Here is a 13,119-nt window from a genome sequence, read left to right as displayed (position 1 = left end):
ATATTATATTTTTTTAGTTACGAAAAAAGCCGAAGTGATACTTCGGCTTTTTATTTTATATATTGGGCAAATAACTACCCTTTCAAACTAGCTTTCAAATACTCGCGATTCATACGTGCGATATTCTCTAGAGAGATTCCTTTAGGACACTCAATCTCGCAGGCACCGGTGTTGGTACAATTACCAAAACCTTCTTCGTCCATTTGATTTACCATAGCCAATACACGTTCTGTAGCTTCAACCTGTCCTTGCGGTAACAATGCAAATTGTGAAACCTTTGCTGAAGTAAACAACATTGCAGAAGCATTTTTACATGCTGCCACGCAAGCTCCGCATCCAATACAAGTAGCTGCTGCAAAAGCATCATCTGCATTTTCTTTTTCGATTGGAATTGCGTTAGCGTCAATCGTATTACCAGAAGTATTTACAGATACATATCCTCCTGCTTGTTGGATTCTATCAAAGGCACTACGATCTACCATAAGATCCTTTACAACAGGAAATGCCTTTGCTCTAAAAGGCTCTATATAAATGGTATCTCCATCGTTAAACTTACGCATGTGTAACTGGCAAGTAGTGATCAAACGATCTGGTCCATGTGGTTCGCCATTAATCTGTAGCGAACAAGATCCACAAATTCCTTCTCTACAATCGTGATCAAATACCACAGGCTCCTCACCTTTGTTGATCAAATCCTCATTCAACACGTCTAGCATTTCTAAAAAAGACATGTCTCCTTCGATACCAGATATTTGATAATCTACTATCTTTCCTTGTGATTTAGCATCCTTTTGACGCCATATTTTTAGTGTAAGATTCATAGCTTTTTATTTATAAGAACGTGTTTTTAATTCAATGTTTTCGAAGGTTAATTCTTCTTTATGTAATTCGGCGTCTTTTGGTTCACCTTTATATTCCCAAGCAGCAACGTACTTAAAGTTCTTGTCATCTCTAAGTGCTTCTCCTTTTTGTTCTCCGTCTTGTTCTACCGACTCTTCTCTAAAGTGTCCTCCACAAGATTCATTTCTATTCAACGCATCCTTTGCAAACAATTCTCCTAATTCTAAGAAATCTGCTACTCGACCTGCTTTTTCTAACTCTGGGTTCATGCTATCCGCAGTACCTGGAACTTTTACGTTCTTCCAGAAATCCTCGCGTAGAGCAGCAATTTCTTCTATTGCTTCCTTAAGGCCTTGTTCATTACGTGACATTCCACATTTGTTCCACATGATTTTACCAAGTTTCTTATGGTAATAATCTACAGAGTGTGTTCCAGATCCTCCCATTAGTTTTTGGATACGATCTTTTACATCCTTTTCTGCCTGGTCAAACTCTGGAGTATCCGTTGGTATTTTACCAGTTCTGATATCATGAGACAGATAGTCCCCAATAGTGTATGGTAATACAAAATATCCATCTGCCAAACCTTGCATCAATGCAGATGCTCCCAATCGGTTAGCTCCGTGATCAGAGAAGTTTGCCTCTCCCGCAGCATAACAACCAGGAACGGTAGTTTGTAAGTTATAATCTACCCAAAGACCTCCCATAGTATAGTGTACTGCTGGGTATATCATCATTGGAGTTTTGTATGGATTTTCGTCTACAATCTTTTCATACATCTGGAAAAGGTTACCGTATTTATTCTCGATAACTTCTTCTCCTAGTTTTGTGATTTCTTCTTTTGAAGGATTTTCCATACCTGAAGTCAAAGCCTTCTCACTACCGTATCGTTGTATCGCCGAAGCAAAATCAAGATATACAGCTTCTCCCGTTTTATTAACTCCAAAACCAGCATCACAACGTTCTTTAGCAGCCCTAGAAGCTACATCACGAGGAACCAGGTTACCAAATGCCGGGTAACGACGCTCCAGGTAATAATCTCGTTCGTCTTCTGCCAATTGTGTTGGTTTTAATTTTCCAGCACGTATCGCCTCTGCATCTTCTTTTCTCTTTGGCACCCAAATACGCCCATCATTACGCAATGACTCAGACATTAAGGTAAGCTTCGATTGATGATCTCCAGAAACAGGAATACAGGTTGGGTGAATCTGTGTGTAACAAGGATTTGCAAAGAAAGCTCCTCTTCGGTGCGCTCTCCAGGCTGCCATTACATTACTACCCATTGCGTTCGTACTTAAGAAAAATACGTTTCCGTATCCTCCTGTCGCTAATACAACCGCGTGAGCAGAATGACGTTCTATTTCTCCGGTAACCAGATTACGAGCAATAATTCCTCTCGCTTTTCCGTCTACCTTAACCAAATCCAACATCTCATGACGATTGAATGGCTGTATTTTTCCTCTATTGATTTGGCGATTCATTGCAGAATACGCACCTAACAATAATTGTTGACCTGTTTGTCCTTTGGCGTAAAAGGTACGTGATACCAATACCCCTCCAAACGAACGGTTATCTAGTAATCCACCATATTCGCGGGCAAAAGGTACTCCTTGTGCCACACACTGGTCGATAATATTTCCTGAAACTTCTGCTAATCGATATACGTTAGCCTCTCGAGATCGGTAATCTCCTCCTTTAACCGTATCGTAGAATAAACGGTAATCAGAATCCCCGTCTCCTTGATAATTCTTTGATGCATTTATTCCTCCTTGCGCAGCAATAGAGTGTGCTCTACGAGGTGAATCCTGATAACAAAATGTTTTTACATTGTATCCTAGTTCTGCTAAGGTTGCAGCAGCACTACCTCCTGCTAATCCGGTTCCTACTACAATAACATCTATATTACGTTTATTGGCAGGGTTAACCAGGTTGATCGTATTTTTATGTTTTGTCCACTTATCTGCCAGTGGCCCTTCAGGTATTTTAGAATCTAAAATTGACATACTCGTGGTGTTTTTAGTGATTGTGATTAAAATGAAGTACTAATGAAATAATGATAAATCCTAATGGAATCACTATCGCAAAAGCTTTGGCAAATTTGGTCAATCCAACAGAATATTTGTTGTTAAACCCAACAGATTGGAAAGATGAAGCAAATCCGTGCCATAAGTGTAATGCTAAAAACACAAACGAAACTACATATAATCCCGTTCTAACCGGGCTTACAAATTTTTCTAATAACTCATGATAGTATCTTGTTGGATCTTCAGGAGCAAATTCTACATATTTATGAACCATTTCAGGAATCCAAAAATCATAGAAATGCAATCCTAAGAACGCTAAGATCACTAATCCAGAATAAATCATATTTCTAGACATCCAGGAAGCATTAGCGCCTCCATTATATTTTGCATACTTTACCGCTCTTGCGTTTTTATTTTTGATTTCTAACACAAATCCCATCACAAAGTGAAAAACCACTCCAAAAATCAAAACAGGTTGCAATGCGAATTGTACCACCGGATTTGTTCCCATGAAATGTGATAATTCGTTGAATGTATCTGCGCTAAAAATTGAAGTAAAATTGATAGTAAAGTGCTGTAATAAAAAGAAAACTAAGAAAAGTCCCGAAAGTGCCATGGCAACTTTTCTAGCTATTGAAGATTTTATCAATCCACCCATTATGTATAACGTTTAAATAGTTGAGCAACAAAAATAGGGCTCAGGCTTATTTTAGCCAAGCTTTGCCAAGGGTATTTGCTTATTTATAATGAATTTAAAGTAGCTTTTTTTCTTTGTTTACGGTTTCCAACGAAATCGTTTGAAATTTATACTAAACTTTAAACAAAAAAGAAGCTGTTTTTTGTAAATATTATAATTTTAGGGCATGCAAAATATCAATTCCAAACTTCCAAACGTTTCCACAACAATTTTTACGGTGATGAGTCAGATGGCAAATTCTTATAACGCCATTAATCTTTCTCAAGGTTTTCCCAATTTTGAGGCCCATCCCAAATTAATCGAACTCGTTTCACAGGCCATGCAAAAAGGATATAACCAATATGCTCCCATGCCGGGTTTACCATCTTTGAGATCGATCATTGCTGAAAAAACAAGCGCCTTATACGGTTACGATTATCATCCAGAAAGTGAAGTTACCATCACCTCTGGTGCTACCCAGGCGATTTTCACCATCATCTCTGCTTTTGTTGCCCCTGGAGACGAAGTAATTATCTTTAAACCTGCCTATGATTCTTACGAACCTTCTATCGAATTATTTGGAGGAACGGTCATTCCAGTTCAGCTGTCAGCTCCTGACTTTACAGTAAACTGGAAGGAAGTGGCTTCAAAAATATCGAAGAGAACAAAAATGGTGATTATCAACACTCCTCATAATCCGAGTGGTACTGTACTCTCCAAAAACGACATGCTTCAACTAGAGAAGTTATTGAAAGGAACTGATATTATTTTGCTGAGCGACGAGGTTTACGAACATATCATATTCGACCAACAAGAACACGAAAGCGCTTGCAAATATCCCGGATTGGCAGAGCGAGCATTTATTACCGCATCTTTTGGAAAAACCTTTCATACCACCGGTTGGAAAATGGGCTATTGCATGGCTCCCGCAGCTTTGATGCAAGAGTTTCGAAAAGTGCATCAATTCAATGTGTTTTGTAGCAATCATCCCATACAATATGCGCTTGCAGAGTATTTAAAGACCCCGGAGAATTATTTGTCCTTATCTAATTTTTATCAGCAAAAACGAGATTTGTTTTTATCACTCATCAAGGATTCGCGATTTTCATATACTCCCGCTTCTGGCACTTATTTTCAGCTATTGGATTATTCTGACATCACCAACGAAACTGATGTAGATTTTGCAGAACGACTTACCAAAGAACATGGTATCGCATCTATACCCATTTCCGTATTTAATCTAAACCAAAAAGACGATCATGTACTCCGTTTTTGTTTTGCGAAGACTGAGGATACTTTGAAAAGGGCTGCGGAGATTCTATGTAAGGTTTAAACTAAAAATCAAACTTCAACTGAATCACTTCAAATTCCTTTTCTTCTTTCTTTTTGGGTTTGTCTTTTCCAGTATTCAAATTAGATAAAGAAATCCCGAGCAGACGGACAGAGTTTTTCATTTTTTCCTGATACAGTAGTTCCTTTGCTGTTTCAAGTAAAATGGCAGCGTCACTTACATAATACGGCAAGGTTTTGCTTCGGGTTTGCAGGGTAAAGTCGCTATACTTGATTTTTAAGGTCACAGTTCTACCTGCCACCTTACTTCGTTGCAATCGCCGTTGCAACTCTTCGGCAATACTCTCTAAGCGCTCTAACATATAAATTTCAGAAGATATATTTTCGCTAAAGGTCCTTTCTGCTGCCAAGGATTTGCGTTCCCTATTAGGTTTTACCTCACTAAGATGAATTCCTCGTACAATACGGTAATAATGGCGTCCAGACTTGCCAAAATGTTGGGTAAGAAACTCTTCTGATTTTGATTTCAAGTCTTTCCCGGTATAGATGCCCATTTGGTACATCTTGGCTTGGGTAACCTTTCCTACTCCGTAGAACTTTTTCACATCCAGATTTTCCAAAAATTCTATAACTTCTTCAGGATTTACTGTTTTTTGCCCATTGGGTTTATTGTAGTCACTAGCTACTTTGGCTATAAACTTATTAATAGATATGCCCGCAGATGCAGTAAGACCCACCTCGTCAAAAATTCGCTGTCGTATTTCTTGCGCCAGCAATGAGGCACTTGGATTTCCTTTTTTGTTTTGAGTCACATCCAGATAAGCTTCATCCAGAGATAATGGTTCTACCAGATCTGTATACTCAAAAAATATCTTTCTGATTTTGACCGATATTTCTTTGTATCGATCAAACCGGGGTTTCACAAAAATAAGATCCGGGCATAATTTTCGGGCTTTAAAACCAGCCATAGCAGATCGCACACCAAAGACTCGGGCTTCGTAACTGGCCGCACTAACTACTCCTCGTTTTGAGCCTCCACCAACAGCCAATGGTTTCCCCTTTAACTCTGGGTTATCCATTTGCTCTACGGAAGCGTAAAACGCGTCCATATCTACATGAATAATTTTTCTATGCGCAACCAATTCTTCCACAATACAAAAATAGTGGTTATTCTAACGTCTACTGTTATAATTAACGATATGCGGTGTAGATCACAATGATGCCTTCGTTATTAATATCGGTCGGAAGTACATTTTGCCCAGCATTAGTGATATCTCCATTAGTATAGGTAACGTCAATGGTAAAACCGTTGGAAGTGAATGTAGTCACATTTCCCGTAATACTCCCCAAAAAATTGCCATTTTGATCTCCATATCGTAATCCTATGGCATTGGTATTAGATGCAAATCGAGCAATATCGTTAATTGAGTTTCCATGGGCGCCTATGTAGATTACCTGCTGATTAATCGTGGCTCCGTTTTGTCTGGCAAAGCCATTCATACTACCAAAAGAGTTTCGGATTCCCCTATCATTATTTACCGTACCGTTATCACTATTCAGATTAAAACTTTCCACATTTGCATGGGCAACAAAAGCAACTGAAGTAGGTTGAAATGGTACATCGATAACATTTACCGTACCTGCAGCAGATATTTGGAAAGCACCCACAAAAACATTACCCGTCTGTCGTAATTCTTGCCAGCCTGTATTGGTATATACAAATACACTATTTGCATCGGTATCATAGACCAGTGAACCAATTTGTACTCCTGTAATTGCATTTCGTTCTACGGTAGATGCCGTTGGAAGTCCCTGTAATGCATTGGCATCGATTTGGGCAACACTAATCTTATAAAAAAAGGTGAAGAATAGCAGCAAGGATAACATACGAATTGACCAAAAGCAATTCGCAGTTCGTAGTAGTTCTTTCATAGCAGGGGGAGCATTTTGTAAGCTTGTAAAGCCAAAGTATTTTTATTTCATTTTCACTATTAGGGTTTTACATTTTGACGTTTAAATATACTAATTTTGAGAGATTTTTAATCTATGACTTATGAAAACGGCAATAATACTGGGCGCTACAGGACTTACGGGAGGCATTTTACTACAACACCTCATCGAAGATATGAGGTATTCCAAAGTTATTCTTTTCTCTAGGAAAACAACTGGGAATTCACATCCAAAAGTAGAAGAGCATATTATAGATCTACTCGCCCTAGCTGATCATCAAGATAAATTTATTGCCGACGAAGTGTTTTGTTGTATTGGGACCACCAAGGCCAAAACTCCGGATAAAAATCTCTATCACAAAATTGACTATGGCATCCCGGTAAATGCCGCTCAACTTTGCAAAGCGAACAACATCCCTACCTATATTGTGGTATCTGCATTGGGTGCGAACCCAAACAGTAATGTATTTTATAATCGGACAAAAGGAGAAATGGAAAGAGACGTGTTGCAATGTCAAATTCCTAAAACGCATCTCTTACAACCCTCACTTATTGGAGGTCAAAGAACTGAAAAACGTCCTGGAGAATATTTTTTCAAACAACTCATGAAGGTGGTCAATCCCCTACTGATTGGAGGGCTTAAGAAGTACCAAACTATCGTTCCTGAAACGATCGTTCTGGCAATGATTTGGTTAGCTAATCATGAATTTGCCGATCACATTATTATTTCTGATCATATCAAAGAAATCGCACAAAAACAAGAGTAAAAGTAGTGCGTTTACCGTATCCGTATCTTTTGGAGCGCGTTTGTTTACGGGAATCTGAATGCAGTTTCTACATTTGTTTGAAATTAATAATCTCAAAAATCAAAAATCATGAAACTGTTAAAAATTATCATATTACTAGTTATCTTTATAGGTAACACTTCTCTTTTTGCTCAGGCCAATATTAAATCTGTTAACTTAAAGAAAGGAGAAATATTGGATATTCTTATGTTAACTACAAAACCGGAAACCGAAAAGGCTTTTGAAAAATATAAAAAAACAGTTTTCCCCGTAGGCTTCAAACGATCCTATAAACCTCTACCCGGCTTTAGAATTGTAGAAACCACACAAGGAAACATCCAACCTACCAGTTTTATATTCGGGCAGTGGAACGATCTAAACAACCGAGAACAGTTTATCTCAGAAATTGAAACGGTTGTCCCTGATTTTCATGAGCAACGAAGAACGATTTGGTCCATTTTTAATTTGGTGTATTATGAAATGCCCGAAGATCTTTCGTTTAGCATGGACAAAAACAAGTATAATGTAGTAACCGCCTATTGGAAAAAAGACAACTCTTCTTTTGATGCCTTTACCAAACAATGGTTTCAAAAATCTGCTGCCACGGGAGGAAAAACAGTTTTGAAGCTAACCGACGGGAAATCACCTGCAGGATATTATTATAATCCTGATTTGTTAGTGGTAACAGAATGGGAAAGCAAAAAAGAATTCGAATCCTTTATGAAGGATAAGGGTATTCATAAAAATGAAAGTGTATTGCATGTAAATCAATTTGTGATAAACTAGTATATTCAATCAAAAATTTGATAGTAGACCCATGCAAGCACTACTTAATCAGCTGGTACATTTCGCGTATTTTCAGAGTTTGTTTCTGATCTTCATTTATTTCTTTTCCAAAAAAATAGGAATATAAATAAGTACATCGTGATATTAGTCTTCGTTTTAGCCATCGGGTTAACAGGTAGGGTATTCTATATTTCAGGCTTCTTTACTGATAACTATCGCTGGGTGATTTTTTCAGAATTTGCCACCTTATTATTTGGAGCCACGATCTATCTGTTTACCCGGTCCAGCTTGATTAAAAAACCATTTTCAAAGAAAGAGCTTATCCATTACTTGCCTGCACTGGTATATAATACCTTGGCAACCATCTATTTTATTTTGCCTTCAGATGAAGTACTACAAGAAAGAGCCGCCAGCGGACTTACCTCAAAGGTTACCTTAGCATTTATAGCAATTGGGTTATCCTTTAATATTACCTATTGGGTACTCAGCCTTCGGATCTTTTTACAGTTTAAAAAAGATATTCAGCAAGAATTAAGTTATAGTGTTCAATCCAGATTCTTTTTCAGCTTTTTGATAGCTATAGGGATATGTTTACTCTGTTGGTTTACCATGTTCTTGAACTGGGCAGTAGGATACTCTTTTTTCACCAAAATAAACTGGCAAATAATATGGATAAGCATTGCTATCATGACTCTTTTTATTGCTTTTTATAGTATAAAAGAACCACAGCTGTTTAAAATCGACGCTTTTGTCTCTTCCAAGAAATATGCACAATCCAAGTTTTCTAACCAACAGTTGGATACGCTAAAAAAGCAATTAGAACAACTCATGGAAGATAAAAAACCCTATTTGAACAGAAAACTGCTAAAATCAGAATTAGCAGAAATGCTTGGGGTAAGTAATCCCGAAATGGCACGTCTGCTCAATGAGCGTATTGGCATGAATTTCTTTGAATACATTAACTACTATCGAATCAAAGAGTTTATCGCTTTATCCCAAACCGAAAACGCTAAGCATATGACCTTTTTTGGGGTTGCGCAAGAGGCCGGTTTTAATTCCAAAACCACATTCAACAAATCCTTTAAGGATCTTATGGGAGCTACTCCCAAAGAGTATTTCTCAAACTTATAATCTTTCAAAATCAAAACATCATGTTCAAAACATTCATAATTTGTATGCTGTCGGTATGTGCCGTTCAAGCACAGCTTACTATTCCCGCATTAAGTCCGTCTTCAAAAACCATACAGACTATCGGAATCACCGATATAGAGTTAGAATATTCCAGACCTAGTCAAAGAGGAAGAGCTCTTTTTGGTCCAGAAGGCTTACTTCCTTATGGTACTTTTTGGAGAACAGGCGCCAATGCTACTACAAAGATCACGGTGAGTGATGATATTACCATACAAGGAAACGCATTAAAAAAAGGAACGTATGCCATACTCTCCAAACCAAACAGCACCTATTGGAATATCTATTTCTACACGTATGATACTGGAAACTGGAATACCTATACCTCTAGAACCCCCGTATTAAAATTAAAGGCAAACGTAACCAACCAACAAGATACCGTAGAATCATTCTTGATGTATCTGGATCAGATTGAGCTGGATAGTGCAGATTTGGTATTTGCCTGGGGGAATGTAAGAGCTTCCTTACCAATCAAAGTAGAAGTGCATGAAAAAACTATGGCCAATATCAAAAAAGTATTATCTGGACCTACAGATTTCGATTACTTTCTGGCCGCATTATATTTGCATGAAGCAAATACAGATTTGGAACAAGCTCTGCAGTATATCCAAATAGTCACGAAAAGTGAGAAAGCACTATTCTTTCAGGTATATCGGGAAGCTTTAATATTAGGAGATCTGGGAAGAAAAAAGAAGCTCTGGCCGCTGCCAAAAGATCCTTAGTACTTTCGGAAAAGGCGAAAAACGAAGATCTTATCCGACTGAACCAAAAATTGATTCAAGAATGGTCGAAGTAATTCCTACGAAAATATCCCAAAATGTAATACATTAGAGTAAATTTCCCTGGATCGATTATAGATTCAGGGATTGTTTATTACAACAACATGACAGAAATAGAACGAAAATTCCTCGTAACCTCTGAAGCATTCAAAAAAGAATCAACCACGCAATACCGAATCGTACAGGCATTTCTGAATACCCATCCCGAACGAACAGTACGGATTCGCATTAAAGGGCAACAGGCATTCATTACCGTAAAAGGTATTGGAAACGCAACAGGTACTTCCCGGTTTGAATGGGAAAAACCCATTTCTATAGAAGATGCAGAAGCTCTTCTACCCCTTTGCGAACCGGGAATGATCGAAAAAACCCGCTACGAAATAAAATCAGGCAAACACATTATTGAGGTAGACGAGTTTTTTGGACAGAATCAAGGGTTAATTCTTGCTGAAATCGAATTAGAAGAAGAAAATCAACCTTTTTTAAAACCCAATTGGCTGGGAAAAGAAGTAACAGGAGAAAACAGATACTATAACTCACAATTAAGCCAAAATCCATTCATTTTATGGTAAAATCGTAACTCAAAAACGGCTTAATTCTCCTTTTAATTTGGTTAACCAAAAGATAACATATGATCGTGTAAGGTAAGTAATTGCCCGTCGTCTAAGCAGGCCAATTATTAACCAAAATTGAAAATTATGTTACACAATTTCAGAAGATCCCTAATTGGGATCACGACCCTCTTATGCTTTTTTTGTAATGTTTCTGCACAGATCCCTGTCAACGGTTTTTATCCCGAAAAAAACACCATTACCGTTGCTCCAAGTTATTCTTACAAAAGCTATGATCAGTTTTACAGAGGTTCTTCATTATCTGATGGAAATCCCGCTGGATTGGGTGAGATTTCCTCATCAATCGTTTCCTTTTATGGACAATACGCCATTTCAAACTGGTTGTCATCAACCATTACCTTACCCTACATACAGGTAGAAAGTGAAGATGGAGCTCTGGACCCTGTTCAGCAGGTTGCAAAAGTAGATGGTATTCAAGATCTGGGAGTTTTTATGAAAGCAAGGATTTTGGAAAAGCAATTTCAAAACAATTCTAGAATAACTTTGGGTGGTGCTACAGGGGTGACTCTTCCTGTTGGAGATTACGAAGGTGCTGGAGTACTTTCCTTAGGAAATCAAGCCACCACCATCAATGGTTCGGCAATTGTTCAATACTCATTACCCTTCAACATATTCAGTGAAGTGCAATTGGGGTACAGCCAAAGAAGCAGTGATGATTTCGACATCCCAAATGCGATGATGTATAGCGCAAAAATTGGTTTTCATAATGAGCTCTTGTATGTACATGCCAAATTGGATATACAAGACTCTATGTCTGGCCTGGATATAGGAACTCCTGAATTTGGCGAAGCGGGTGGTGCTGCAATTTTACCAGAAACTGAAGTAGATTTCACCAATCTATCTTTCGATTTTTATGTGCCCGTATACCAACAGACTCTTGGCGTATCTGCAAGTTATGGAGCTACTATAAGTGGTAGAAATCACAGTAAAGAATCGGGGCTAGCCTTTGGACTAGTATATACGGCCAGGTAAGATATCTCAATCATATATTTGATCGCCTTCAGGGTATTTTTGAAGGCGATTTTTTTGTCCTCGTATTACAAAAACAGCTCAAAAACCAACCTCTCTTACAATTGAGCATTTTTCAATATAAAAATGCATTTTGTCGGTGATATTTGCTTTTTATAGAATTATTTTCTAATTTACCTACCCCAATCTTAAAATTTTTAACAATATTACCTCAATCCTACCAACGTAAATAAACAACTGCCTATGATATGACAATTACTATTAAAAACCCCAAAATGATGATGCTGATATTATATTTATCGATATCCTCACTATCGGCACAAACCCTTATTAATGGTTTTTTCCCGAAACAAAATGACCTAACCATTGCTTCTTCCTATTCCTATAAAACATTTGATAATTTCTATAGAGGAGAAACCTTGACTGAAGCCAATCCTATGAATATGGGAGAAATCACTTCTTCGATCATAAGTATCTATGGAGAATATGGTTTTTCAAATTGGCTTTCAACTACAGTAACTGTACCCTATGTATCTACCAGTAATGAGATGGGTGTAGATGATCCGATCATTGGTGAGAGCCAGGTAGAAGGTGTACAGGACCTCAGTGTATTTTTGAAAGCTAAAATCTTGGAAACCAAATTTAATAATGCGTCAAAACTAGCTGTTGGTGGAGCAACGGGAGTAACATTACCTGTTGGCGGATATGAAGCTGCGGGAGTATTAGCGCTGGGTAATGGTGCAACTGCCTACGAGGGATGTGGCTTTGTGCAATTTACAGCGTCTGCTAATGTGTTTGTAGAATTACAAGCCGCATATAGTTTAAGAAACAGTTCGGACTTTGAAGTCCCTAACGCTATGATCTATAGCGCAAAATTAGGATACTATAACAAATGGTTTTATGCGCATGCCAAAGTCGGAGTACAAAATTCCTTAAGTGGTTTTGATATCGGATCGCCAGAATTTATTGCAGCTGGTGGTGCAGCAGCTTTACCAGAAACTGAGGTAGATTTTGCAAACTTATATTTGGATCTCTATGTACCCGTATACAAGAACAATTTTGGAATCTCTACTGGTTATGCAGTAACTATGGAGGGCCAGAATTACAATAAAGCATCGTCCTTTTCATTAGGACTTGTTTACAAAACCAATTAATCTGACGTTAAATTGGTTAAGGTAGATTTAAGCAATGCACTTTCAAA

At 37.9% G+C, this 13,119-nt stretch carries 13 protein-coding genes; 8 read left to right on the top strand and 5 right to left on the bottom strand.

Annotation, left to right across the window (positions count from 1 at the left end; all coding sequences use genetic code 11):
* Positions 1 to 74: 74 nt before the first annotated feature.
* Genes AC0L3Q_RS02550 through AC0L3Q_RS02540 form a run of 3 tightly spaced genes read right to left on the bottom strand, consistent with a single transcriptional unit; the run spans position 75 to position 3,522 of the window.
* Positions 75 to 821: a succinate dehydrogenase/fumarate reductase iron-sulfur subunit gene (locus AC0L3Q_RS02550; protein ID WP_473284836.1), complete on the bottom strand. Its 747-nt coding sequence runs from the start codon at positions 819 to 821 to the stop codon at positions 75 to 77.
* Positions 822 to 827: 6 nt separating this feature from the next.
* Complete coding sequence (locus AC0L3Q_RS02545; RefSeq protein ID WP_473284834.1) at positions 828 to 2,843, bottom strand: fumarate reductase/succinate dehydrogenase flavoprotein subunit; 2,016 nt, start codon at positions 2,841 to 2,843, stop codon at positions 828 to 830.
* Between the two features lie 13 nt (positions 2,844 to 2,856).
* Positions 2,857 to 3,522: a succinate dehydrogenase cytochrome b subunit gene (locus AC0L3Q_RS02540; protein ID WP_073320201.1), complete on the bottom strand. Its 666-nt coding sequence runs from the start codon at positions 3,520 to 3,522 to the stop codon at positions 2,857 to 2,859.
* A gap of 205 nt (positions 3,523 to 3,727) precedes the next feature.
* On the opposite strand from AC0L3Q_RS02540, the gene AC0L3Q_RS02535 reads away from it, so the two are divergent.
* Positions 3,728 to 4,873: a methionine aminotransferase gene (locus AC0L3Q_RS02535; protein ID WP_473284832.1), complete on the top strand. Its 1,146-nt coding sequence runs from the start codon at positions 3,728 to 3,730 to the stop codon at positions 4,871 to 4,873.
* 1 nt (position 4,874) lies between these two features.
* Here AC0L3Q_RS02535 and dinB read toward each other — a convergent pair whose 3' ends face one another.
* The gene (dinB, locus tag AC0L3Q_RS02530) at positions 4,875 to 5,981 is read right to left on the bottom strand and encodes a DNA polymerase IV (protein WP_473284830.1); all 1,107 of its coding nucleotides are present in this window, start codon (positions 5,979 to 5,981) and stop codon (positions 4,875 to 4,877) included.
* A gap of 40 nt (positions 5,982 to 6,021) precedes the next feature.
* Positions 6,022 to 6,762 carry a hypothetical protein gene (locus AC0L3Q_RS02525; protein ID WP_473284828.1) on the bottom strand — a complete coding sequence of 247 codons (741 nt, stop codon included), beginning with the start codon at positions 6,760 to 6,762 and terminating at the stop codon, positions 6,022 to 6,024.
* Between the two features lie 121 nt (positions 6,763 to 6,883).
* Here AC0L3Q_RS02525 and AC0L3Q_RS02520 point away from each other — a divergent pair, with 121 nt between their 5' ends.
* From AC0L3Q_RS02520 to AC0L3Q_RS02490, 7 genes are all read left to right on the top strand, one after another.
* Positions 6,884 to 7,546: an NAD-dependent epimerase/dehydratase family protein gene (locus tag AC0L3Q_RS02520; protein WP_473284826.1), complete on the top strand. Its 663-nt coding sequence runs from the start codon at positions 6,884 to 6,886 to the stop codon at positions 7,544 to 7,546.
* A 108-nt stretch (positions 7,547 to 7,654) separates the two neighbouring features.
* On the top strand, positions 7,655 to 8,350 hold the full coding sequence (locus AC0L3Q_RS02515; protein WP_473284824.1) for a hypothetical protein: 696 nt from the start codon (positions 7,655 to 7,657) through the stop codon (positions 8,348 to 8,350).
* A 138-nt stretch (positions 8,351 to 8,488) separates the two neighbouring features.
* On the top strand, positions 8,489 to 9,481 hold the full coding sequence (locus AC0L3Q_RS02510) for an AraC family transcriptional regulator (protein WP_473284822.1): 993 nt from the start codon (positions 8,489 to 8,491) through the stop codon (positions 9,479 to 9,481).
* 20 nt (positions 9,482 to 9,501) lie between these two features.
* A complete protein-coding gene (locus tag AC0L3Q_RS02505; protein WP_473284820.1) occupies positions 9,502 to 10,260 on the top strand; it encodes a DUF2911 domain-containing protein in 759 nt (252 codons plus the stop codon).
* Between the two features lie 161 nt (positions 10,261 to 10,421).
* Entirely contained in the window at positions 10,422 to 10,889 is a 468-nt protein-coding gene (locus tag AC0L3Q_RS02500; RefSeq protein WP_473284818.1) for a CYTH domain-containing protein, read from the top strand.
* Between the two features lie 126 nt (positions 10,890 to 11,015).
* Positions 11,016 to 11,921, top strand: a complete 906-nt coding sequence (locus AC0L3Q_RS02495; protein ID WP_473284816.1) for a hypothetical protein — start codon at positions 11,016 to 11,018, stop codon at positions 11,919 to 11,921.
* 275 nt (positions 11,922 to 12,196) lie between these two features.
* Positions 12,197 to 13,072, top strand: a complete 876-nt coding sequence (locus AC0L3Q_RS02490; protein ID WP_473284814.1) for a transporter — start codon at positions 12,197 to 12,199, stop codon at positions 13,070 to 13,072.
* The last annotated feature ends 47 nt before the right edge of the window (positions 13,073 to 13,119 follow it).

This window comes from Aquimarina sp. KJ22-3, assembly GCF_055808215.1.
This window is presented reverse-complemented; position numbering and strand designations above follow the sequence as displayed.

Excerpts from the sequence above, each read along its gene's own strand:
- AC0L3Q_RS02550 (WP_473284836.1), bottom strand. The coding sequence starts at position 821 with ATGAATCTTACACTAAAAATATGGCGTCAAAAGGATGCTAAATCACAA.
- AC0L3Q_RS02545 (WP_473284834.1), bottom strand. The coding sequence starts at position 2,843 with ATGTCAATTTTAGATTCTAAAATACCTGAAGGGCCACTGGCAGATAAG.
- AC0L3Q_RS02540 (WP_073320201.1), bottom strand. The coding sequence starts at position 3,522 with ATGGGTGGATTGATAAAATCTTCAATAGCTAGAAAAGTTGCCATGGCA.
- AC0L3Q_RS02535 (WP_473284832.1), top strand. The coding sequence starts at position 3,728 with ATGCAAAATATCAATTCCAAACTTCCAAACGTTTCCACAACAATTTTT.
- AC0L3Q_RS02525 (WP_473284828.1), bottom strand. The coding sequence starts at position 6,762 with ATGAAAGAACTACTACGAACTGCGAATTGCTTTTGGTCAATTCGTATG.
- AC0L3Q_RS02520 (WP_473284826.1), top strand. The coding sequence starts at position 6,884 with ATGAAAACGGCAATAATACTGGGCGCTACAGGACTTACGGGAGGCATT.
- AC0L3Q_RS02515 (WP_473284824.1), top strand. The coding sequence starts at position 7,655 with ATGAAACTGTTAAAAATTATCATATTACTAGTTATCTTTATAGGTAAC.
- AC0L3Q_RS02505 (WP_473284820.1), top strand. The coding sequence starts at position 9,502 with ATGTTCAAAACATTCATAATTTGTATGCTGTCGGTATGTGCCGTTCAA.
- AC0L3Q_RS02500 (WP_473284818.1), top strand. The coding sequence starts at position 10,422 with ATGACAGAAATAGAACGAAAATTCCTCGTAACCTCTGAAGCATTCAAA.
- AC0L3Q_RS02495 (WP_473284816.1), top strand. The coding sequence starts at position 11,016 with ATGTTACACAATTTCAGAAGATCCCTAATTGGGATCACGACCCTCTTA.
- AC0L3Q_RS02490 (WP_473284814.1), top strand. The coding sequence starts at position 12,197 with ATGATGCTGATATTATATTTATCGATATCCTCACTATCGGCACAAACC.